21 protein-coding genes and 1 pseudogene are annotated in these 22894 nt (G+C 35.0%); 17 read left to right on the top strand and 5 right to left on the bottom strand.

The genetic code is table 11. The annotated features are described in order from the left end of the window. Positions 1-192, bottom strand: a pseudogene (locus BUB48_RS16240) (IS982 family transposase); the annotation flags it as partial. 438 nt (positions 193-630) lie between these two features. Here BUB48_RS16240 and BUB48_RS16235 point away from each other — a divergent pair. The 13 genes from BUB48_RS16235 to BUB48_RS16170 all read left to right on the top strand — a co-directional run bounded on the left by BUB48_RS16235 (position 631) and on the right by BUB48_RS16170 (position 15291). Continuing rightward, positions 631-1107 (top strand): TrmO family methyltransferase domain-containing protein, encoded by a 477-nt coding sequence (locus BUB48_RS16235; RefSeq protein ID WP_073027740.1) that lies wholly within the window; start codon positions 631-633, stop codon positions 1105-1107. Between the two features lie 12 nt (positions 1108-1119). Further along, positions 1120-1668: a GNAT family N-acetyltransferase gene (locus tag BUB48_RS16230; protein ID WP_073027737.1), complete on the top strand. Its 549-nt coding sequence runs from the start codon at positions 1120-1122 to the stop codon at positions 1666-1668. 436 nt (positions 1669-2104) lie between these two features. Beyond that, positions 2105-2518, top strand: a complete 414-nt coding sequence (locus BUB48_RS16220) for a sialidase family protein (protein WP_073027732.1) — start codon at positions 2105-2107, stop codon at positions 2516-2518. 148 nt (positions 2519-2666) lie between these two features. Continuing rightward, positions 2667-3353, top strand: a complete 687-nt coding sequence (locus tag BUB48_RS16215) for a response regulator transcription factor (RefSeq protein ID WP_073027729.1) — start codon at positions 2667-2669, stop codon at positions 3351-3353. Between the two features lies 1 nt (position 3354). Further along, positions 3355-4722, top strand: coding sequence for a sensor histidine kinase (locus BUB48_RS16210; protein WP_073027727.1), 1368 nt, complete (start codon positions 3355-3357; stop codon positions 4720-4722). Positions 4723-5090: 368 nt separating this feature from the next. Continuing rightward, positions 5091-5681, top strand: coding sequence for a dienelactone hydrolase family protein (locus tag BUB48_RS16205; RefSeq protein WP_073027724.1), 591 nt, complete (start codon positions 5091-5093; stop codon positions 5679-5681). 304 nt (positions 5682-5985) lie between these two features. Continuing rightward, a complete protein-coding gene (locus BUB48_RS16200) occupies positions 5986-6555 on the top strand; it encodes a TetR/AcrR family transcriptional regulator C-terminal domain-containing protein (RefSeq protein WP_073027721.1) in 570 nt (189 codons plus the stop codon). 295 nt (positions 6556-6850) lie between these two features. Beyond that, on the top strand, positions 6851-8644 hold the full coding sequence (locus BUB48_RS16195) for an oleate hydratase (RefSeq protein ID WP_073027745.1): 1794 nt from the start codon (positions 6851-6853) through the stop codon (positions 8642-8644). Between the two features lie 936 nt (positions 8645-9580). Beyond that, a complete protein-coding gene (locus BUB48_RS16190) occupies positions 9581-10582 on the top strand; it encodes an ABC transporter ATP-binding protein (RefSeq protein ID WP_073027719.1) in 1002 nt (333 codons plus the stop codon). A 1-nt stretch (position 10583) separates the two neighbouring features. Then, positions 10584-11549 carry an ATP-binding cassette domain-containing protein gene (locus BUB48_RS16185; RefSeq protein ID WP_073027716.1) on the top strand — a complete coding sequence of 322 codons (966 nt, stop codon included), beginning with the start codon at positions 10584-10586 and terminating at the stop codon, positions 11547-11549. After that, positions 11527-12492, top strand: a complete 966-nt coding sequence (gene opp4B, locus BUB48_RS16180) for an oligopeptide ABC transporter permease (RefSeq protein WP_073027713.1) — start codon at positions 11527-11529, stop codon at positions 12490-12492. Before BUB48_RS16185 ends, opp4B begins: the two co-directional genes overlap by 23 nt. Before the next feature lie 12 nt (positions 12493-12504). Continuing rightward, positions 12505-13437 (top strand): ABC transporter permease, encoded by a 933-nt coding sequence (locus BUB48_RS16175; protein ID WP_073027711.1) that lies wholly within the window; start codon positions 12505-12507, stop codon positions 13435-13437. 21 nt (positions 13438-13458) lie between these two features. Beyond that, complete coding sequence (locus BUB48_RS16170; protein WP_073027708.1) at positions 13459-15291, top strand: oligopeptide ABC transporter substrate-binding protein; 1833 nt, start codon at positions 13459-13461, stop codon at positions 15289-15291. Between the two features lie 76 nt (positions 15292-15367). Here BUB48_RS16170 and BUB48_RS18685 read toward each other — a convergent pair whose 3' ends face one another. After that, entirely contained in the window at positions 15368-16675 is a 1308-nt protein-coding gene (locus tag BUB48_RS18685; protein WP_084524757.1) for a ribosomal protein L7/L12, read from the bottom strand. A gap of 524 nt (positions 16676-17199) precedes the next feature. Between BUB48_RS18685 and BUB48_RS16160 the strand changes: the two genes are divergently transcribed. Both BUB48_RS16160 and BUB48_RS16155 read left to right on the top strand, forming a co-directional pair. After that, a complete protein-coding gene (locus BUB48_RS16160; RefSeq protein ID WP_073027705.1) occupies positions 17200-17766 on the top strand; it encodes a sigma-70 family RNA polymerase sigma factor in 567 nt (188 codons plus the stop codon). Beyond that, the gene (locus BUB48_RS16155) at positions 17753-18814 is read left to right on the top strand and encodes a DUF4179 domain-containing protein (protein ID WP_073027702.1); all 1062 of its coding nucleotides are present in this window, start codon (positions 17753-17755) and stop codon (positions 18812-18814) included. The genes BUB48_RS16160 and BUB48_RS16155 overlap by 14 nt, the downstream gene beginning before the upstream one ends. A 129-nt stretch (positions 18815-18943) precedes the next feature. Here BUB48_RS16155 and BUB48_RS16150 read toward each other — a convergent pair whose 3' ends face one another. Together BUB48_RS16150 and BUB48_RS16145 are read right to left on the bottom strand one after the other, a co-directional pair. Further along, on the bottom strand, positions 18944-20722 hold the full coding sequence (locus BUB48_RS16150; protein WP_073027700.1) for a M56 family metallopeptidase: 1779 nt from the start codon (positions 20720-20722) through the stop codon (positions 18944-18946). Next, the gene (locus tag BUB48_RS16145; RefSeq protein ID WP_073027697.1) at positions 20719-21099 is read right to left on the bottom strand and encodes a BlaI/MecI/CopY family transcriptional regulator; all 381 of its coding nucleotides are present in this window, start codon (positions 21097-21099) and stop codon (positions 20719-20721) included. The genes BUB48_RS16150 and BUB48_RS16145 overlap by 4 nt, the downstream gene beginning before the upstream one ends. Positions 21100-21379: 280 nt before the next feature. On the opposite strand from BUB48_RS16145, the gene BUB48_RS18680 reads away from it, so the two are divergent. Next, positions 21380-21535 (top strand): hypothetical protein, encoded by a 156-nt coding sequence (locus BUB48_RS18680; RefSeq protein WP_242944266.1) that lies wholly within the window; start codon positions 21380-21382, stop codon positions 21533-21535. Positions 21536-22010: 475 nt separating this feature from the next. Further along, complete coding sequence (locus tag BUB48_RS16140; RefSeq protein ID WP_073027695.1) at positions 22011-22559, top strand: class I SAM-dependent methyltransferase; 549 nt, start codon at positions 22011-22013, stop codon at positions 22557-22559. A gap of 52 nt (positions 22560-22611) precedes the next feature. Here the strand turns inward: BUB48_RS16140 and BUB48_RS16135 are convergent. Beyond that, positions 22612-22894 (bottom strand): integrase core domain-containing protein (locus tag BUB48_RS16135; RefSeq protein ID WP_139249963.1); only part of this gene is annotated, 283 nt, incomplete at its 5' end.

The raw sequence follows: 22894 nt of genomic DNA, 5'->3' as shown, positions 1-22894 counted from the left end.
TAATTCAGCAACAATGCTTAAGGTAATTATTTCACTATCACTCATCTTAGAAGTATTGATATTGCAACGTTTTTTAATATGTGTTGGAGTTACTTCTTGGTAAATGTCGTCAATTATGACATAAGCGACAGTTATAAAGTCTTTTAAATCTCCAATTTCTTTGATAGAATAGTTTCTATCAGACTCCAGCATATATGTGACCCCCTATCATTTTTGTGGTTATTAATGATAGGTTACATAATATGTTGGAGTTTTTCATTCGTAGATTTTTGGTAATTCAAAGCTAGCACAACAAGTTAAATTAATCCCATATAAATGTATAGAATGGATGCATGTAATGTGGTGAAGAAGATAAGAGCAGTTAAATAGTCAAAATGTAGGCTCTCATCATTGGATAAAATCCTAATGGTGAGGAGCTTTCTTATAATGCATAGAGAAGTATGAGTTTCCTTAAATTATACTTTTTGTAAAAGCATTTCAAGAAAGGCTTCTTTAATTGTTATAAATACCATCAAGGGAAGCCTTTCTTTTAATTTTGGAAAAATTAAAAAAAGGGGTTGAAGTATAGCTTATACTTTGTAAAATTAAGATATCGAGCGCTCGACGAAAATAAATTTATGGAGGTCCAAAATGAACAATATTAAAATAATTCCCGTCGGAAAGATTAAAAATGAGAATGAAGATTTTGCCATTAAACTGGATGAAAAATATACGACAGCACTAAAAGGACTTGAAAATTACAGTCATATACAGATTATTTGGTGGATGGATGGTTGCGACAATGAAAGAGACAGAGCAATGCTGATTCAGAAAAAACCATATAAAAATGGACCTGATGAGATAGGTATTTTTGCGCTTCGATCTCTTGAAAGACCAAATCCTATTGGAGTATCAAATGCCCAAATTACATATATTGATAACATATATGGGATAATAGGGCTTACTTATGTGGATGCCAATGACGGAAGTGCGGTTCTTGACATCAAGCCATATACCCCAAGCATTTACAGAGTAGAGAATCCCATTACACCGGATTGGTGTAGCCATTGGCCTAAATCCTTTGAGGAAAGTGGAGCATTTGACTGGGCAAAAGAATTTAACTTTTAAGGGGGGATGGAAATGGCACTTGCAGATTATATTGTAAGCAAACCTATTTTGAGGACTGAGCGACTAACACTGCGGCAGTTACTTCCCTCTGACGTTCCGGCATTGAAAGAATGGATGTCTGATAAGTCAATGTATGCCTATTGGGGAAAGCCCGCAGGAAAGACGGATAAAAACCCCGAATTGCTGTTTGAAAAGGCTAAGAAAAATACAAAGAGCTTCCATTGGGGTATTGCACTGAATGAAAGTGATAAGGTCATCGGCGAAGCATGGATTTATCTGATCGAAAATAACCGCATGGCAAAGGTTGCTTTGAGGATTGCTCCAGCTTATCAAAATCAAGGAATGGCAACAGAAGTCATGAAGGCAATCATTGATTTCTGCTTTACTCATACAGAATTACAACGTATCTGGGCGGATGTAGACGTTCGAAATATCGGATCATGGAAAGTTCTCGAAAAATGTGGTTTTACCCGAGAAGGTATGATTCGGCAAGGAAAAATGGTCAATACATGGTGTGACTATTATATTTATGGTTTATTGAAAACAGATATAAAATGTTGATATTTTCCAAGGACTCTACAATCAATAATGGCATCTCAACAATGGACACTCGATGCATTTGCAGAAACATACGAAAAAGCACATCTATTGAAAAGAGGATGCAGAGCAACAGCAGTGGAATATGGAAAGAATCTCGCAGACTTATGCCTTCAGAAGTGAAGGATTATTTGCAGAGCCATTAGCATATAATGTGGCATCCTGCTGAGTTCTAGAAAAGGCAGTTTTTCAGTATGAAGGTACTTTGCATTGCAACGCAGCAAAAGCGGATATGAAAATGTATGCTCTAATTAAGAAAATTTGATGGTTTAAAGAAGTTTAGATTGTTTGAGTAAAAAATAGAAAAATGATTTCTCACTAAAGGTTGACTAAAGGTATATGGCTTATGATAATAGTGTAAGGCGGCCGCTTACAAGAATTATCTTTAGGAGGTATAGCCATGAAGAAGGAATTTTTATCAAAGCTGTATACATCAAAAAAGAAGGCAGGTGCTATTCTTCTCTGTACAGTACTTGTTGCCGTACTAGGTGCCGGAACGGTTTTTGCATCAGATTCAATTAATTCTTTACAGATTAGAATGGAAAATGGGGTTAAAATCTATTCTACAGATGGCGGTAAAACTTGGAACCAGGACATACTTAATGGTTTAACAATCAGCAAAAAAGATGGCAAATTTATCATAACGAATGGTGTTCCAGCAGAGGATAGTGAAGCGACTGAAATGATGATAAGAATAGAAGATGGTATCAGATACTATTCTACTGACGGAGGTAAGACCTGGAGTCAGGCATTACCCAATGGCATAATAGTGAACGAGGATGGCTCTGTAATTGAGAAAACGGACATCAATTAGTTGGGTTAATGCAGAATTATTAAAGCAATCTAGATGCGAAGCAGAGAAAGACTATTTGGCACATAGGAACTGTGTTCAGTTCCTATGTGCATGTATATTTTATCATGTTATTTCAATTGGTTTAAATCAGTAGGTAAGGAGGTAGGCAATGAGGTTATTGATGGTTGAAGATGAGAAGTATATGGCTGAGGCCGTTGTTCAAGTTCTAAAAAAGAATAACTATAGTGTTGATTTGGTATATAGCGGTGAAGAAGGCCTGGATTATGGGCTTTCGGGCATTTATGATATCATCATTCTTGATATTATGCTTCCTAAAATGGATGGCATAAGTGTACTTAAGGAATTGCGCAATAACGGAATTGAAACGCCGATTATATTATTAACTGCTAGAGGTGAAATAGAGGACAAAGTGCACGGTCTTGATAGCGGTGCTGATGATTACCTGGCAAAACCATTTCATACCGAAGAATTGCTAGCTCGTTTGCGTGCATTGGGACGAAGAAAGACGGAACTAATAAATGACGGCATACTCACATATGGAGATATTAGATTGAACCCATATACCCTTCAGCTTCAGTGTGAAAGTAAAGAGACGGTGCTAACGCTAAAAGAGTCCCAATTACTGGAGTTACTAATTAAAAGAAATGGAATGATTACTTCAAAAGAAAATATTATTGAGAAACTATGGGGTTATGATACTGATGCAGAAGATAACCGTGTAGAAATACATGTATCTCTTCTAAGAAAAAAGTTGGCTCAATTGGATTCCGATGTTTACATACATACTATACGAGGAGCGGGATATGTTTTGAAAACCTTAAAGGATGGTCGGTGAAATGTTTAAAAGGTTACGCAACAGATTTCTCATTCTTAATATGGTCATGACTTCGACAGTTATGATAGCTGCCTTTGCTGTTATTTATATCATTAGCTATAATAACATAAGTTCAGAAATAGCAAAAAAATTAAGTCCTCAAGCTGTAACGCAAACTGTAATAATAGAAGGAACAGATTTGCCGGATGATACAGAAAATAATAAACACCAAACTATAATAGTTAAGGCTCTGACCGATACTCAAAACTACGATGATACAGAAAGCAATAAGCCAGAATTTGTTAATCGGAGGTTTTTATCAGACGGCACATATTCATTCACTATTCAGGTAGATGAAGATGGCGAGATTTTGGAAATAGACTCACCATTTAATATGCATGAGGAAACATATAAAAAAGCTGTTCATATGGTCTGGAACAATAAAGAAAAAAGTTCGTCAATTACATTGGAAGGTAAGCAATGGAAATATTCCATAGCTCAAATGGAAAAACAGGTCATTCAAGGGAACGGGCAGTCATATAACATTCCTGAAAGCAAATATCGGATAATATTTTTGGATGTTACAATGTATAATAAAACTTTGCTTCAATTGCTCACTACATTGATTTTTGTAGGTTTGATAGTGCTTTTTGTTATTTTCATAATAAGCCTTTATTTTGCCAATCGAGTAATAAAACCAATAACTGAAGCATGGGAAAGGCAAAAGCAATTTGTTGCTGATGCTTCTCATGAATTGAAGACACCTCTCTCAATTATTAACGCCAACTACGATGCACTATTGGCAAATCAGGAAGAAACCATTCGAAGCCAATTAAAGTGGCTTGATTATATAAAAATCGGAACTGACAGGATGACAAAACTTGTTAATGATCTATTGTCTCTGGCCAAAATGGAGGATATAAGATTTGAAATGCAAAAAGTGCCATTCAATATAAGCAATGTAATTGAAGATGTGGTTATATCAATGGAAGCTGTAATGACTGAAAAAGATATTGAGCTCATTTCTTCAATTGAGCCTGACGTAATTGTTAAGAGCGATCCTGAGAGAATTAGTCAGGTTGTAACGATTTTATTTGATAATGCTGTAAAATATACAGATAGAAACGGGCAGATAAATATATATCTGATTAAGTCAAAACGTCATGTTGCATTTTCCATAAAGAACAGCGGAAAAGGAATAGCCAAACAGGATTTGCCGAAGATATTTGACAGATTTTATCGTGTAGATCCTTCAAGAAATCAAGAAACAGTCAGTTTTGGGCTAGGGTTATCAATTGCAAAAACAATCATAGAAAGGCTAGGAGGTGAGATATCTGCAGAAAGCGTGGAAAATGAACATACAACTTTTACTTTTGCAATTGGACTATGAAATATGAAATAATGCTGTTGGAAGATGAATTTTGAATGACGGCAAGGAATACTGCTAACTGCATAACAAGTTATGACAGCGTAGATGGAGTGGACTAAAATGATGAATTGTATATATCATTGAAAAGTAAATCAAAAAGCAAAACGCTGAAGATGTAAATCTGGTTAATACAGATAATCATATAACATATACATATAGATCAAGCATTATGATTGTATCACTTATCATAAGCTTTATGTCTGTACTGGCATTAGGTTATTTACTGTCCGAAGATATTAATAGAGCTTTTATAACACCAAATGATAGAGAGCTCTGCTTAGTGTGCACATATATAGATTGTTAATGAATCAATGGAGAGGGTAATTTAAATGATCGAAAAAGTTGATAATAACAAGAATGCAATTATAATATTGCATGAAATTTATGGCATAAATAAATTTATAGAAGAAGTATGTGCAGAATATAGCGCGCAAAGGTTTGATGTGTTCTGTCCAGACATGATACAAAGATATAGCTTTTTGTATTCACAGCAAGAAGAAGCCTATTCAAATTTTATAAGAAATGTGGGCTTTGAGTATTACAGTAAAATTGAAGATTTGATTTCTAAGTTAAAGCTTACTTATGAAAAAGTATTTATTATTGGTTTTAGTGTAGGTGCAACTATTGCATGGAGATGCTGTGAGCACCCTGAATGTGATGCAATTATTTGCTGTTATGGTTCACGTATTCGTGATTATATATGGCTGGAACCTTCATGTCCTGTGCTTATGCTTTTTGCAAGACATGATTCATTTAATGTAGAAAATTTGGCAGAGCAGCTTATGGGCAAAGAAAATATTGAGTTGCATTTATTGGAGGCACATCATGGTTTTATGGATAGCTATTCTGAATATTTCAGTGAGAAACAAGCCCAAATAGCGGCAATGCATATACAGCAATTTCTAAGTAAGCAACTATAAAAAATCAATAAACCAGTTTAGTGAAAATATTTAATATGTTAAGATGTGTTTAAGACGATTTGCTTGCTAATTGAGCTAAATAATTTTACAGCAAGATACACTCATTTGTACTAAAGTGTGATCTTGTGGTAGAAACTCATTTGGCAGAAAATTGAGTAGGTTAAAAGTAGCCTTCGGTAGATTCATAAATTAAATAAGGCAGGTTTTTGAAAAGTAAGTCGTCTAATGAGGAATGACCGTATGGACAGAGGACAGGTTTAGCTATAGGTGTATCAGGGTAAAGAATTAAAGAGGTGATGATTTTTTGGCACAGCAATATACCAGAAAAATGATTTGTGAGGCATTCATTAAGATGTTAAATGAGCGTCCGCTTAGCAAAATAACGGTTAAGGATATTGCTACAGCATGTGGAATCAATAGAAATACTTTTTATTATTACTATACAGATGTGTATGCACTTCTGTCAGAGTTGTTCCAAACGGAACTCCAGACTGTAATTGATGAATATAATGATACACTTTCTTGGGAAGAAAGCTTTATTTTAGCTGCCCGATTTGCTTTAGAAAACAAAAGAGCAATTTATAATGTATATAATTCTATGAAGAGAGAAGAATTAGTGAACTATATATACAATGTATCTGGCAATGTAATGATTCGATATGTTGAAAAAATGAGTGAAAGTATCCCGGCTTCTGCAGAAGACAAAAAACTAATTGCCTCTTTTTATCAGTGTGCTCTTACTGGAATGGTACTGCGCTGGATTTCTTCCGGAATGAAAGAGGAGCCTGAAACTATTATCAGACGAATAGGACAACTTTTCAATGGAAATATTGAATTATCCCTTAAGCGAAGTGATGTTTTAGATGTACGGTAAAAAGTAATACGGGGTGGATATTAGGCAATTTACTGTCAATGCTTATAAATTAGATAAATAGAGTGCGGTGTTTGAACTTTGAACACCGCACTCTATTTATCTAATGAAAATGATGCCCAAAAACAATATTATTGATTTACAGAATTGATTTATACAAATCTAATAAACCAATGGAGTATACAAAGTAAAAGGAGGATTTGAGCTATGCCGGTATGAAAATAAAGTGAATAAAAGCATTGAGAATTTAATAAATAAATATGGAAAGATTATTATAATTATGGAAGAGGTAGATAATATGAAGTTAAAAACCCATGATAGCAGACTTACACTTACGAACGGAACTTATCATTCTTTGGTAAATGCAAGAAAACCAAAGGGAATTGAAAATAAAAAAGCCTATTTAATCGGCACCGGAATTGGAGCTTTAGCTGCTGGTTGTTTTTTAATTCGTGATGCTCACATGGAGGGTAGCAAAATTACATTTCTGGAGCAATTAGATATTCCTGGCGGATCGTTAGATGGTCAAGTTCTCCAGAACGTTGGTTATGTCGCCCGCGGTGGACGTGAAATGGGTCATCATTTTGAAGTTTTATGGAGTTTATTCAGTTCATTACCATCTACAGAGGATCCAAGCATGACCGTTTTAGATTATTTTTATTATACAAACTACGATGATCCAAATTACAGCAATTGCCGGATCACAAAAAATTGTGGTCAGCGCTATGACAACGGAAAATTTAATTTAGGTCAAGATTTGGTAAAGGAATTAGTTGCTTTTATCAATATACCGGATGAAGAACTTGAAGATAAGACTATTGAGGAAATTTTTTCTAAAGAACTCTTAAACTCAGATTTCTGGACCTATTGGAGAACAATGTTCGCTTTTGAAAATTGGCATAGTGCTTTGGAAATGAAATTATATATGAATCGTTTCATTCACCATGTTGATGGATTGCCGGATCTTTCTGCGTTGCAATTTTCAAGGCATGATCAATATACTTCATTTGTAAAACCTATGGTTAAATACTTACAAGATCATGGGGCTAAATTTGAATACGGAGTTACGGTTCATAATGTTGAATTCTTAATATCAGATGATAAGAAAGTTGCAAAGCGAATAGTTGCTACAGACAAAAATGGAAAAGATATCTCTATTGATTTAACAGAAAATGACTTAGTGTTTATAACCAACGGTTCTATGACCGAAGGTTCTGGTTATGGTGATGACAATACACCTCCACCATTTAATAAGGAAGCAGGAGGATGCTGGCGTTTGTGGAGAAACATAGCAGCTCAGTCAGACGAGTTCGGAAATCCTGATAAATTCTGCACAGACCCGGAAAAATCCAATTGGGTGTCTTGTACAGTGACCTGTCATGACGAACGTGTTCCTGAATATATCGAAAAGATCACAAAGCGTTCTCCATATGGTGGGCGTACTGTAACAGGCGGTATTGTGACAGCGTTGGATTCTTCTTGGCTAATGAGCTGGACAATCAATCGTCAAGAACAATATTACGGACAACCTGAAAAAGATGTTGTGGTTTGGTTATATGGTTTATTCTCTGATGTTCCGGGAGATTATATTAAAAAACCTATGAGAGATTGCACTGGGAAGGAAATCACGAAAGAGTGGCTATATCATATTGGGGTTCCTACAGATAAAATTGAGGTATTGGCGGAATCATGCAGCGCAGTTCCTGTCATGATGCCATTTATCACATCACAGTTTATGCCTCGTGCAGCAGGGGATAGGCCCTATGTGGTGCCAAAGAATGCAGTGAATTTTGCTTTTATTGGGCAATTTGCTGAAACTCTGGATGATCCAGGGCGTGACACTGTGTTTACCATAGAATATTCAGGTCGCACGGCAATGGAAGCAGTATATGTGTTAACCGGCGTGGAAAAAGGTGTGCCTGAAGTATTTTCATCAAGATACGATATACGATATTTACTAAATGCAATCGTATGTTTGTTAGATGGAGAAAAACCAGAACTTGATTTACCACCAATGGTTAAAAGTAAAATTTTAAAACAAATATCAGGGACAGACATTGAAAAGTTATTAAAAGAATATGGGATTATATAATAATATTTAGATGACTGATTCGATATGCTCCCCTTATGGAAGACGGTGAAGTATAAATACTGTTTACTGTAAGGAGGAGCATATTTTAAAGATAATTATATTACAAATGGCTTAATAGAAGAGAAAGTAATAATGAATTCAAAGAAACTTCTATTATGCCATTTGTACTTAAATTTTACCTCTTGTCACTAAAACTCTACCTCTTGTCATATGAATATTGATTTTTTTAAAGATTTGTTATATTTAATTAATAATGACATTATAATTAAATTAGATGTTGATATTATGTTGATGTTCTAGTTAAAGTTTTTAAATGATATAAAAATCATCTATACTTCATGAGATATTAAAAGGCAGATCATAATATTGTTCTTTTTTGTGATAACAGTAATTATCATTATTCTATACACTCCATAAGACACCAATAAAACCTATCACATCATATAAACTTAAAACAAATCAAAATATATGTTCTATATTAGATAATGCTGCGATTTTTACTGCACCCTCATTCTTGCCCAAAATCTATCCATCATTACCAATGCTTTGCATCAGCATAGGCAGAAGATAATTATTATGTTTCCTACTATGTCAGTTACTTCGTTTAATAGTCTTATACCGTCTCTATCAAGCAAGTGTCAGTTTTATAAGTCGTTGCATTCTCTTATATAGCTGGGGGGTTAAGTGCAATCAAATATGTTACCATATAGTATCATATTTGAAACAGATTACCTTTTTTAGATGGTTCTGATCACTAAAGGATTTTGCATTATATTTCATATAATTGGAGTTTAAATGGGAAACTGAATCAAGTTTCCTGTTAATAGTATTGTTGCGTTGTTTTAGAGGAGGTGATTGAATGTGAAATTGCTATAGATTTAAACACGTCGAGCAAAACATTATTCATACTATATGTTAAGAAAGGGAATAGGAGAGATGGAAGCTGAAAAAATATTGGAAGTTAAAGATTTGCATGTTGCTTTTAGATTTCAAGATAAATATTATGATGCAGTTGACGGTGTAGATTTTACTTTAAAAAGGAATGAAATTTTTGCAATAGTAGGGGAATCTGGCTGTGGTAAAAGCACCATAGTTAATTCTATAGTTGGATTGCATGACAAAAATTTTACTAGAGTTTCCGGCGAAATAATATATGATAATGCAAACATAGCTAATTATAGCGAAGAAGAATTCAATAAAATTAGAGGAAGGCATATTGGCTTCATATTTCAAGACCCATTGGCATCATTAAACCCTTTGCATAAAATTGGCAAACAGATTGAAGAGCCTTTGATATATCATACTGACCTGGATAAAAATCAAAGAGAAGAAAGGGTTTTAGAGCTTTTAAATCAAGTTGGGATCAATAACCCTAAGAGAGTAGTTAATCAGTTCCCTCATGAATTGTCGGGAGGTATGCGACAAAGGGTTTTAATTGCCATTGCACTTTCATGCAAACCTAATATTATTATAGCAGATGAGCCAACCACGGCATTAGATGTTACAATTCAAGCTCAAATATTAGATCTTTTGACTGACCTCCAAAAAGAGATTGATGCAGGCATTATTCTTATAACCCATGATTTGGGAGTAGTTGCACAAATGGCAGATAGAGTTGCTGTCATGTACGCAGGACAGTTTGTTGAAGTAGCTAATGCTGAAGAACTTTTTGATAACCCTCTTCATCCTTATACACGATCATTATTGCAGTCAATTCCCCAATCAGACTCCCTAGGAAAGGATTTACATGTAATTCGAGGAATGGTACCTTCTTTAAGAAACTTGCCAAGAAAAGGATGTCGTTTTGCTCCAAGAATACAATGGATTCCAGAATCTGAACATGAAGAAAATCCTGAACTTCGTGAAGTTTCAAAGGGCCATTTTGTGAGATGCACATGTTGGAAAAACTTCCACTTTGAAGATGAAGGGGGTAATTAAAATGAGTTTTTTGGAGATAAAGGATCTGAAAGTTCATTATCCTATACGAGGGGGCTTTTTTCACACAATACAGGATTATACATATGCAGTGGATGGAGTAGACTTGTCAATTGATGAAGGAAAGACTTACGGACTTATAGGAGAATCAGGCTCAGGAAAAACAACTATAGGAAAGACTATTGTTGGATTGGAAAAACCAACAAGCGGGAAAATTTTGTATAACGGGCAAACTGTAAATTCTAAGAGGGCTAGAAAAAAACTGGGATACAATAAGGAAGTTCAAATGATATTTCAGGATGTTTTTTCAAGTTTGGATCCCAGAAAAAAAGTTATAGATATAATTGCTGAACCATTGCGGAATTATGAAAATTTGACAAAAGAAGAAGAAAGGAAAAAAGTTTTGGAATTGCTAAACATAGTAGGAATGCCTGGTGATTCTTTATATAAGTATCCACATGAGTTCTCGGGAGGACAAAGACAGAGAATAGGCATAGCGAGGGCCATAGCTCTAAATCCAAAGCTTATTGTTGCTGACGAACCTGTTTCTGCATTGGATCTATCTGTTCAAGCACAAGTTTTAAACTATTTGAAGAAGATACAAAAGGAGTTTAACTTGAGCTATCTTTTCATATCTCACGATCTAGGCGTAGTAAAACATATGTGTGATTATATCTATATTATGCATAGAGGAAGATTTGTAGAAGCGGGAACAAGAGAAGATATATATAATAATCCCATCCATATTTACACCAGAAGATTGATAGCAGCTATCCCGGAAATAGATGTCAAAAATAAAGAAAAGTATTATATGATAAGAAAAAAAGTTGAGGAAGAATATAACAATTACAGCAGCCTATTCTATGATGAAGATGGAAAAGTATTTGATCTGATTCAGATTTCAGATACTCACTATGTTGCAATAAAGGATAAGGAGGCCTTAAAAAATGTGGAAAACAATATTGCGTAGGGTACTACTGATGATACCTCAACTTTTTATATTAAGTATAATAGTTTTCGCTTTGGGAAAAGCCATGCCGGGAGATCCATTTACAGGTTTAATAACTCCTGATATGGATCCTGCAGTTATTGAAAGATTGAGAGAAGAAGCAGGATTAAATGATCCCATACCTGTTCAATATAAGAACTGGATTGTGAGAATACTTAGAGATGGAGACTTTGGAAGATCTTACACATATAAGATGCCTGTTACCAAATTGATTGGCAAGAGAGCAGCCAACACGCTATGGTTATCATTGTTAACTGTAATACTGACGTATTTAATAGCAATACCTTTAGGAATTTATGCCGGACGATACAATGGCTCAAAATTTGATAAGGCAGTAATGGTATATAACTTTATCAGTTATGCAATACCCAGATTTATTTTAGGACTATTGTTGCTGTTATTTTTCGGATACAGATTAAAATGGGTTCCAACTACAGGTTCTGTAGATTTGGGCCTTGAACCTGGCACACTGGACTATTTCCTTAGCAGGTTACATCATATGATCTTACCGGCAATAACATCTGCCATATTAGGTACCATAGGAATTGTGCAATATCTTAGAAATGAAATAATTGATGCCAAAACTCAGGATTATGTAAAGACGGCTAGAAGCAAAGGAGTACCTACAAATAAAGTTTACACCCACCATATATTTAGAAATTCATTGCTTCCCATAGCAGCTTTCTTTGGATTTACGATTACAGGGCTTTTAGGAGGATCAGTCTTTATTGAAACAATATTTACTTATCCTGGAATGGGTGAATTATTTGTTTCAGCAATTAGCAGCAGGGACTATTCAGTGATAAACAGTTTGGTCTTATTATTTGGTTTTTTGACATTATTGGGTAGTTTGCTGTCAGATATAATCATGACCATTGTTGATCCAAGGATAAGGATAGAATAGGAGGTAGCAGATATGAGCAATTTGGAAATAAATAAAAATTATGTTACCCCTAATATAGATGAAGAAACTTTAAAAGCCCTTAGTCGTGAGCAATCTTTTTGGAACGTACTAAAGAGAGAATTTAAAGTTGATAAGTTGGCAACGGCATGTTTAATAATACTTATTATTATTTTTGCTGTATTATTTATCGGTTCTGCTCTATTAGATCAGGAAGAAGTCATGAAAATAGATTTGAAATATAAATATGAACCGCCAGGGGATAAGTTTATATTGGGAGCCGATCTTGGCGGCAGGTCTATTGCAGGACAGTTATTGATAGGTGGGAGAAACTCTGTTTTAATTGGCTTTGCTGTTACAATACTGACATCTTTTATAGGGATTGTAGTTGGACTGATTACTGGATATTATGGCGGAAAAGTTGATAACATCATAATGCGAATATGTGATTTCATATCGATACTGCCTGTTACTTTGCTTATTATTACATTTGTAGTTGTTATACCGGACTATACCATGTGGCATTTCATATTTATAATGAGCATATTTTATTGGGTAGGTATGACTAGATTAGTAAGAAGCAAGGCTTTATCAGAGAGCAGAAGAGATTATGTAAACGCTTCGAAGATAATGGGAACCAGCGATATAAAGATTATGTTTGGAAGTATTTTGCCTAATATTAGCTCAATAATCATTGTTGATTTGATTCTAGAGTTTGCAGGCAATATAGGGATAGAAACCGGATTGTCATTCTTGGGATTCGGACTACCGCCTTCAACACCTTCTCTTGGAACATTGGTTTCCTACGCCAGAACACCGGGAGCGATGTCAAGCAAATTGTGGCTATGGTTACCGGCATCATTGCTGATATTGGTGATGATGTTGTGTATAAATTATGTGGGGCAGGCCGTTAAAAGAGCATCCGATGCAAAACAAAGATTAGGTTAAAATGAAAAGGGGGAATAAGAATTGAGAAAAAGTTGGAAAATCATAGCTTTAGTGCTGGTGCTATCACTGTTATTTGCGGCTTGTGGCAAGAATGCTGAAGAAGCAACTGCGCCAAAAGGAAATGAAGAAGAAAAACAAGAGCAAAAACAATCCTACGGAAAAGTGGGAAATATAGAATTGCCTTATCCCACAGTGGTAAAAAAGGATGGAGAAACAGTCGGAGGAACTCTCAATGTGGCACTGATTGCATCAAGTCCTTTTGAAGGTATATTTAACACATTTTTATATGAAAATTCTGATGATTCTAGTTTAATGCAACCGATGTTATGTGGCTTTTTCAAATCAGGCCCAAACCTTGAAATGAAGGACAGCAATTGCTCCATTAATTTCGATAAAGATAGGAAAACAGTTACATTAAAGATTAATCCCAATTTATCTTGGTCAGACGGGGTTCCTGTAACTGCCGATGATTTAATCTTCGTATATGAATGTATCGGACATAAGGATTACACAGGTGTAAGATATGATAGAAACTATATGAATGTAGTAGGTATGGAGGAATATCATGCGGGTAAAGCGGATACTATATCCGGAATTAAGAAGATCGATGACAAGACTTTGGAAGTGACTTTTAAGGAATTTTATCCGGGCATATTGTGGGGTGCAGGGATACCTTATAATCCTGAACCAAAGCATTACTTAAAGGATATACCGTTAAAAGAGATGGTATCCCATGAAAGAGTAAGATTAAAACCATTATCCTGCGGTCCGTTTATGGTATCCAATATAGTGGCGGGAGAGTCAGTGGAATATGTTCCCAATCCACATTGGTGCGGAGAAAAACCCCAAGTTGATAAAATCGTAATAAAAAGGACAAATCCTGATACTATAGCAGAGGCCCTGGCTTCCGGTGTTTTTGATGTTGTCGATGGTATCAGTATTAGCAGTTATGATAGATACAAAGATTTAAAGAATATTACATTGTTATCTAATGTATCAAGAACTTATTGGTATATAGGATTCAAGCTAGGGAAATGGGATGCTGAAAAAGGCCAGGTTGCACCGAATCCGAATGCCAAATTGGCCGATGTGAAATTGAGGCAGGCCATCGCTTATGCCATGAATAATAAAGAAGTGGCAGAAAGATTTTACCACAATCTGAGAATACCTGCTAATGCGCTAATCGATCCAATGCACACTACTTTCTGGAATGAAAAACAGGAAGGATACGATTACAATCCAGAAAAGGCAAAGCAAATTTTAGACGAGGCAGGATATGTTGATGTTGATGGTGACGGGTTCAGGGAAGATCCAAAGGGAAATAAGCTTAAGATTAACTTCTTATCAATGGCAGGCGGAGAAATTGCGGAACCATTGGCACAATTTTACATCCAATGCTGGCGTGATGTCGGGCTGGATGTTGTACTGCAAAACGGAAGATTGGTAGAAGCAAATGCTTTTTATGACATGATTGCGCAAGATAATCCGGAGATCGATTTGTATATGGCAGGATGGAGTACAGGTTCAAATCCAGATCCACAAGGTTTGTATGGAAGATATGCGCAGTTTAATTATACTAGGTTTGCCAGTGAAGAAAATGATAGATTGTTAGCTGCCATCGCATCAGAAAAGGCTTTCGGTGAAGATGGCTATTTAGATGAAGAATATTTGATAAAGGCATATCACGATTGGCAAGCTTATGTTAGAGATCAAGTTGTAGTGGCCCCCACATTTTATACTATTTCATTGTCAGCTATAAACAATAGGGTTAACTACTGGGATTTGAATGTAGTCAGCGATTGGTGGTGGGAGAAAGTCGGTTTATTGTCAGACACTCCTGAAATAGCAAAATAACAGACACATGAATAGAAAGTGGCTTCCTATATTAAAATAGGGAGCCACTTTCTATTGTACCATAAAATCAATTTGCCTAATTAATCTCTACTGTTGCCCCGATATTTTCCAGCTCTGCTTTGATTGCTTCAGCTTCTTGCAAAGATATGTTTTCTTTTATAATGCAGGGAGTGTTATCAACCAGATCTTTTGCTTCTTCTAATCCACATTCAAGATATTCTCTTATGGAATTTATAACTTGGATTATGTTTTCACCGCTGTTGAGCAAAATAACTCTTGAGGTATCATCTTGCTCATCATAAGAAGCAGCGCTCTGACGATTGTCTTGACTCATTTTTAAAAAGGTATCAAACTCATTTTTATAGCATTTCATTAATTCATCGCTATAACCCAAAATTATATGTGGGTTATTGTATGAATAGAATTCTAATACTGAATTAACATCTTCTTCGGAACTCATATCGATCGTATGTGTTTTCTTATTTATTGTATGTAAAATCAATGATTTAGTAACATGAGCTTTAATTCCGTTGGTTCTATGAGTTGTACTTCGCAAATATGCCCATACGATATCATCATTTTTTACTATAAAGGATTTTGGACCTTTAAAGTAGAAAGTATAATTTTTGCTGATTTTTACTGAATCAACAGTCTCTGCTTCATGATATTCCTTCTCGATTTCTTCAATACTAACGATGCCTTCATTATTTTTTATAAAGGATTTTATTGGGCGAAGGTAAGCACCTGAAAAGCCTTTAATAAGAGAGATTATCATATATATCAAAATGCATGCACATACAATGATGGCTACATAAATATAACCTTCTGAAAATGAACCTACATAATCAGAATCCAACACGTAGGTTAAAGCGTACTTTTCAATCTCTTCAGGCATTGAAGACCCTAAAAATCCTGTTCTCTGGAACCAATTATTATAATAGGTTATAAGCTTAGAATTCATTTTTCTTATAGTTCCTCTTACATGAAGGGTAGTTGTAACATCGTCCCTTGCACCCGTTATGTATTCATAGGTTTCATCAATCATCCTGTTTGCTGTATTAAAATCACCCGAATAAACTCCCAAAGCAATATATTCTTCTTCACAGATGGGAATTATATAGTAATTCCTTTTATTGATTTTTTTGCCGGAACGACTTGTTTCGCTGGATGTAGCAAAGCCATCGAGAATGTAATAAACATCTCCTTCAACGTAGGAACCAAGCAACTCATCTTTTGACAATGAATATAAGTCTACAGGGCCCTGTATTAATTTCATGAAGCTTGAGGTAAACAAAATAATTATTATGGCCATTATGCCTACACATGCTGCTGCTCTTTTTAGAATTTTTTTCATAGCTAATTCTTGTAATTCATCAAACATCATAATTGCTCCTTTCAAGTATCAACAAAAAGTTGTTATAAATGTAAAAGTAACAATTTTATACCACACTACAATACTACAAAATATAAAGTTTTGCAACAAAATTTTCATAATATGTCTAAAATATAAGCAAGAGGATAAACTTGTAAGCTCTGAGAATCCGCATAAAATCTATATGGAAGGCTTCTTATATGACTTTTGTCTCATTTTTATAATACAGAGAAAATGTATAATTATACCTTAATATAAACTTAGCGCAATGAGCTTCAAGAAAGGTTTCCTTGATTGTTAAAATGTTTCCAAAGGAAGCCTTTCTTATCTATCAGTAACATGTTGAATCCGTACTATTTTACGTTGCTTTTGACGATTTTTGCTGTTTTACTTTATACAGTGACATGGGCTGTTCCAATGTCCAAAATAATTTTATAAAATATAGGATTATTGATAGATTTTATCTTGATTGTGCGAATTATTAAGTGAAAGCGTAGACAGCCAGATGCATGAATAATTGGAAGAGAGGTGATACAGTGAAAATAACAGAGGAAAATTTTATTGATCAAATGAAGAAGGAAGATGAGAAAGCCTTAGAATATGTTATAGATAATTATGGTTGGGTTCTTAAAACCGTTCTGAAAAAACATTTATTTTATATTATGGATTACTATGAAGAATGCATGAATGATTGTTTGCTTGCTATTTGGGAAAATGTCCATAATTATAATCCTGAGAAGGCCACATTTATTAACTGGATAGGTGCAATTGCAAAATATAAATCTATAGATTATGCGAGGAAACATTTAAAGAATTTAGAGAACAGGAGCATAGAAGATGTAAATATTGCTGTAGAGGATAATTCAATAATAGAAATTCTAGAAAATGAAATAAGCGAAGAAACAGAAAAAATGCTTAAAAATCTATCGGATGAAGATAGAAGAATTTTTGAGAAACGTTACCTGGAAGATAAAGGAATTGATGAAATATCTAAGGATACGGGTTTTAGTGAATCAGTTATTTATAATAGGCTTTCAAGAGCGAGAAGGAAAATTCGTAAAATAATAAAGGTTGGAGGAGATTGTAAGAATGAAGGAGTCTAACGATATCTATAATTTGCTAAATCAAGTGAATTTTAATATTGAGGATTATGAAAAAGAGGAACTTAGTGATATGGAGAAACAAAAGCTAAAGAACAGTTTTAGAAGGAGAAATAAGAGAATAACGAAACTTAAATGGGCGTCGACTATTGTTGCTGCCTTGGTATTGGTTTCAGTGGCTGCTGTAAATTATACGAATTTTGGTGGAAATGTTTATGCTGCTGCTCAATCAAAGATTTCGGAAATATCTTATTCTATAGGCAAAGCTTTAGGTATCGAGAGAAATATTGAAACTTATACAAATATAGTTGGTCAATTTGTAGAGGATAAAGGAATAGAAGTCAAGTTGACAGATGTGGTAATAGATAAAGATGAATTGATTTTTTGCATTGTTGCCCATATGAACCAGCCAATAGATATGTTCCGCTTCGATTATGATATATTTATTGACGGAAAGAAAATAAAAAATTTTGGTGTAAGCGGAAGTGCCGGACCAATTGATGATTCTGGTACTCTATTTTTTGCAACATATGCTGTTGATATAAAAGATATCGATACAAATAAAAATGTAGATATAAGAATTGTACTAAAAGATTGCAACCTCTATTTAGCAGGAAAAACAGAACAAGAGATAAGAGGAAAGTGGGAATTTGAGTTTACTGCAAATGGTGATGACTTGAGAAAAAGTACTAATGTAGTACCTATAGATTATTCATTTAATATAGATAACACAATTTACACTTTAGAAGAACTTAGATATAATCCTATAAACCAAAAAATAATAGGTAAGATAGAGAATATTTCTGAGGAATTTTATGTGATAGAGTTAGATGGTGAGGATAGTCTAGGGAATAAGGTTGTTTTTGGGCTATCCAGTATGGATGACAAAAATATAATATTTAAATATGAAAAAGTTTATGGCAATTTGTCTGATGAAATTACATCCATAACTTTGACGCCTTATGCTGCAAAACAATCCAAAGAAAGTGGAAGAGAGAGTAATGATTATAAACAAGTTGGAGAAAAGTTTACAATATTTTTAAATAAGTAGATAAAAATGTGGTAACACGAAGCACGACCCACATCCCTAAATATCATGTATTCAGTGATGTGGGTTTTATTTATGAGCTTAAGCCTGTTAAGATAGTGAAATAATTTGGTCGGATGAATTTTTAATGTTTTACTTTTTTATAGTAACCCGGGTAAAGCCATGATTAGATAACCTGATAATTGGAGCAGCATTTCCCATGCTTTGTGTCCTTGACCAACCGTCGGGAATAATAACTTGCCCTTGAGAGCCTGATACATCCAAATACAGGTTTTGTGGCATCTGATTGAATGTCAGTTCACATTCCCCATGGCTGTCAACCGTTATATTGCTTGAAATTGTGTCCGCAGCTATTGAAATACTACCGGAAGAATTTTTTATATTATATGTGCCTTGGTATATTTCAGTATCTGTAAGAGATACAGAACCCTCAACACATTCAATACTGACCGGAGCGTTCAGATCGGGCAGGACTGCAGGGACTCCATCCAATGAAATGGAAAATGCGCTGTATTTTTTGTCCGGAATGCCAATGCGGACGACATTTACATAATTCGGTCCATTTTCTACATAGTAATGCTTTGACGAGTTATCGGCCGCGTCTCTTGCTGCTGTTCCGTCAACACATATTTTTAAGATGCCATTAACAACTTCGCATTTTGTTTTAAAAAGTGAGGGATTATCAATCCCCAAAAATTCAAAAGTGACCTGTTCACCATCAGTCTTTGCTATCTCAATTCCGCAGTAATTAGCTGAAAGAGATACCGTCCTGGAACTGTCCGTATCAATAAAGCTTTGTCTTGGTATATCGTTATTTTCTGAGGTAGGAGAAACGATATCTGATGCGGGATTTTTTCCAGGGACAGTATAGGCCCCACTGACAGTAGCACCTATGCAAAACGCCATTGTCAGGATAAGCGCCATCCCTATCATGATTTTAGAGGCTTTCTTATAATACATAATGGACTCCAACCTTTCTTTCAAAAGTTCTTTGCTTTCATTTAAGGTTACAGAGGCAAGGGAACCATTATAATTGCCTCCGGCTCCTATTGCATGGATCAGTGTATCACCATAAGCCCGGCGGCTTTCCATGTCCAAGTCTTTAATTACCGCTTCGTCACAAGCCAGTTCACAGGCGTGATTAATTTCACGGCCCATAAAATAAATCAGAGGATTAAACCAATGCAGGCATATAGTAACCTGTACCAACCATTTATAAAATATGTCCAGATGTTTATAGTGTGTAGGTTCATGGATAAATGTATATTGCAAATCAAGTTCTGACAATTCAGTGGTGGGAAGCACCACACAGGGGTGGAAAAAACCAATTAATAGCGGAGAAGAGGTCAGCGGATTTATATAGAGTTCCACCGGTTTTTTTACCCCTATACGCTCTCCGGCTGAAGCCAGCAAATCTAAAAGGGCTACGTCTGAAACTTCTTTGCATCTGGTTTTGATATAGCGGACAAATCCCTGATAGGTTGTAATTTTTCTTGTCAACAGGACCAGAACACCTGTAAGCCAAATTAACCACAAATTTTCTGTTATAATTGAAAGTATGCTTCCATAATTTTGATCTGCAGGCGTCAAAGTATTGAATTTTGGTGTGAAATTAATTTCTGCAACATTTTTTTGAATTTCCGTCTGGTATAATTGATTGGTATTTTCTTTAACATCAGGTTGTATAAATGTTTGTACGACTTTATAATTGATATTACGTACCATTGACCCCACAGGGCTGGCTTCCGGAGAAAGCGGCAGGGTCAGCCGAGCGATTACAACCAGCCAAATGTAATACTGCCAGCGTTTACTAATTTTGGTTTTTAGTAAAGGTTTGAAAAGGAATAGTGTCAAAATCAAAATAGAACCGGAAATTGAGAGTGAAAAAACGATTTTGAGTAAATTGTTCATTTTTCTCCTTTTATATTTTCCCAGAACTTTTTCAAATCCTCATAGTCCTCCGGGGTAAGCATTTCCCCTTGTATCAATGTTGACACCAGCCCTTTTGCATTTCCATCATATAGTTTTTCAAGGAAAGTTTTTGTTTGTGCCGCTCGATAGTCCGCCTCAGTAACGATTGCTATGTATTCGTTACGGCGTCCTATTTTGCTTGTTTTCAGCAATCCCTTTTCCACCAACCGGGAAAGCAAAGTAATAATAGTGTTCTTCTGCCAAGTATGGCCCGTTCCTTTCAGGCAGTCTGTTATTTGAGCATAAAGAGCTGTTCCGCCATTTGCCCAAATAATTTTCATCAATTCAAGTTCTGCGTCTGAAACTTGCTGTATCAAAATTGCACCTTCCTCCTGGATGACATATTGTAGTCTAATAAAAGGATAACATGATGTAGTCTATGTGTTAATATAAGGTGAAAATTGGACAATATTCCTTACTTTCAATAATATGCTTAAGTATTGCTTTCTATTTTTGGACTCCATATATTTTTAAGCTTTTGTTATACACTGTTATTTTTCATAGGGGAATCTTAATAAAATCTTATGCATTCATTAAGAATACCCCAAAAATAAGATATAGTAAGATAGAAAAAGCTCTTACAAAGGAGCTGATAATATGTCTGAAAAAATTCTGATTGTTGATGATGAGCACGAGTCATCTAGATGCAATGATTCCCTTAATGCTTTGCTGATTTCCATTGTAGTCTTGCTTATGCTGCATTGGAGCAAACTGGATTTCAAGTATCCTTTCCTCTGCGTGTATTGGCATTAAGAATAATTTCCTATACCATCTGGTGAATTTTAACTGTTTGCATATTGGCGAGATTGGGGCCTGGATACCTTATATTATTCTTATTTCAGCGGCAATTGAAATTCCAGCGTTTTTGCTTATGTCTGTTCGTTCCTATTGCAAGCATCAAGTAATGTGATAGCTGTTAATTGAACAAGTTGAGAATGATGCCGCTATTCCATATATTTTATATTTTTATATAGCTTTTAACGATAATTTATATTTATCGGTGACGCTTCATATTCTTTCTATGTTTTTATAGGGGTATAGCCTGTTCTTATATACAATAAATATATGTATTTATATATAGTAAGTTGATGTTAATATGTCATTATTATGATATCATGAAACCATTGTATGGTAATTAGTGCTATTCTAAACAGTTTTATCAATTAATATATAATATGATTATTTTATTGGAGGATTATAATTTGATTCTCTAAAGAGATGACAAAAAATGAGAAATAGTGATGATCTTATGCAAGAATGGGCAGCTCTTGTACCTATGTGGATCAAAGAGATGAGAGAGGGTAAAAACTCAGTGCGCAAGGGTTTGCTGGATTCAGTAATGCTTGATGTATGCGGAAAGGTTGAAGGTCTGAGCATTTTGGATAGTGGGTGTGGAGAAGGTCGTTTTTGCAGAATGCTTGTTGAACGTGGTGCTAAATATGTGCTGGGATTGGATCTATGTGAGGAAATGATTGAGGCCGCAACAAAACTGAAGTCTGAGTGTGATGACTATCGTTTGAAAAATGTGCAAGATCTCGGCTTTATTGAGAATGAAATTTTTGATATTGTTGTCTCATATCTTAATCAGTATGATTTGCAGTATTTTGAAACGAATAACAGAGAAGTGTTTCGGTTGTTAAAAAGCGGTGGCAAGTTTATAGTTGCCAATCTGCACCCAATAAGGTCTGCTACTGGAAAGTGGTATCGAGATGCAAGTGGAAAAAAGTTACACGTCATATTGGATAATTATTTTGATGAAGGAGAACGACATTGTTAGATGATGGGAGTTGGACCTATGTCAATATTTTAGACACAAAAACTCGGATTTACTATGCTGATTTTCTAGCCATATCCTCACATTGCTGAGGGGTAATATACCCAATGCTACCATGGATTCTCTTTCTGTTGTACCAGGATTCTATGTATTCAAAAATTGCCAGTCTTGCAGCATTAAAATCGTAGTAGGTTACTAGGTTAACCTCTTCCTTTTTTAGGGCAGCATGAAAAGACTCAATACAGGCATTGTCATAGGGATTTCCCTTAGAACTGAATGAGTGAATGAATTTAATTTCTGATATATATTCTGAGAATCTAGAGCTTGTATACTGTGAT

Origin of the sequence: Lutispora thermophila DSM 19022 (genome assembly GCF_900142105.1) — a bacterium.
Lineage (GTDB): Bacteria > Bacillota > Clostridia > Lutisporales > Lutisporaceae > Lutispora > Lutispora thermophila.
The sequence above is the reverse complement of the archived record's forward strand: the minus strand, read 5'-3'. Positions and strand labels throughout refer to the sequence as shown.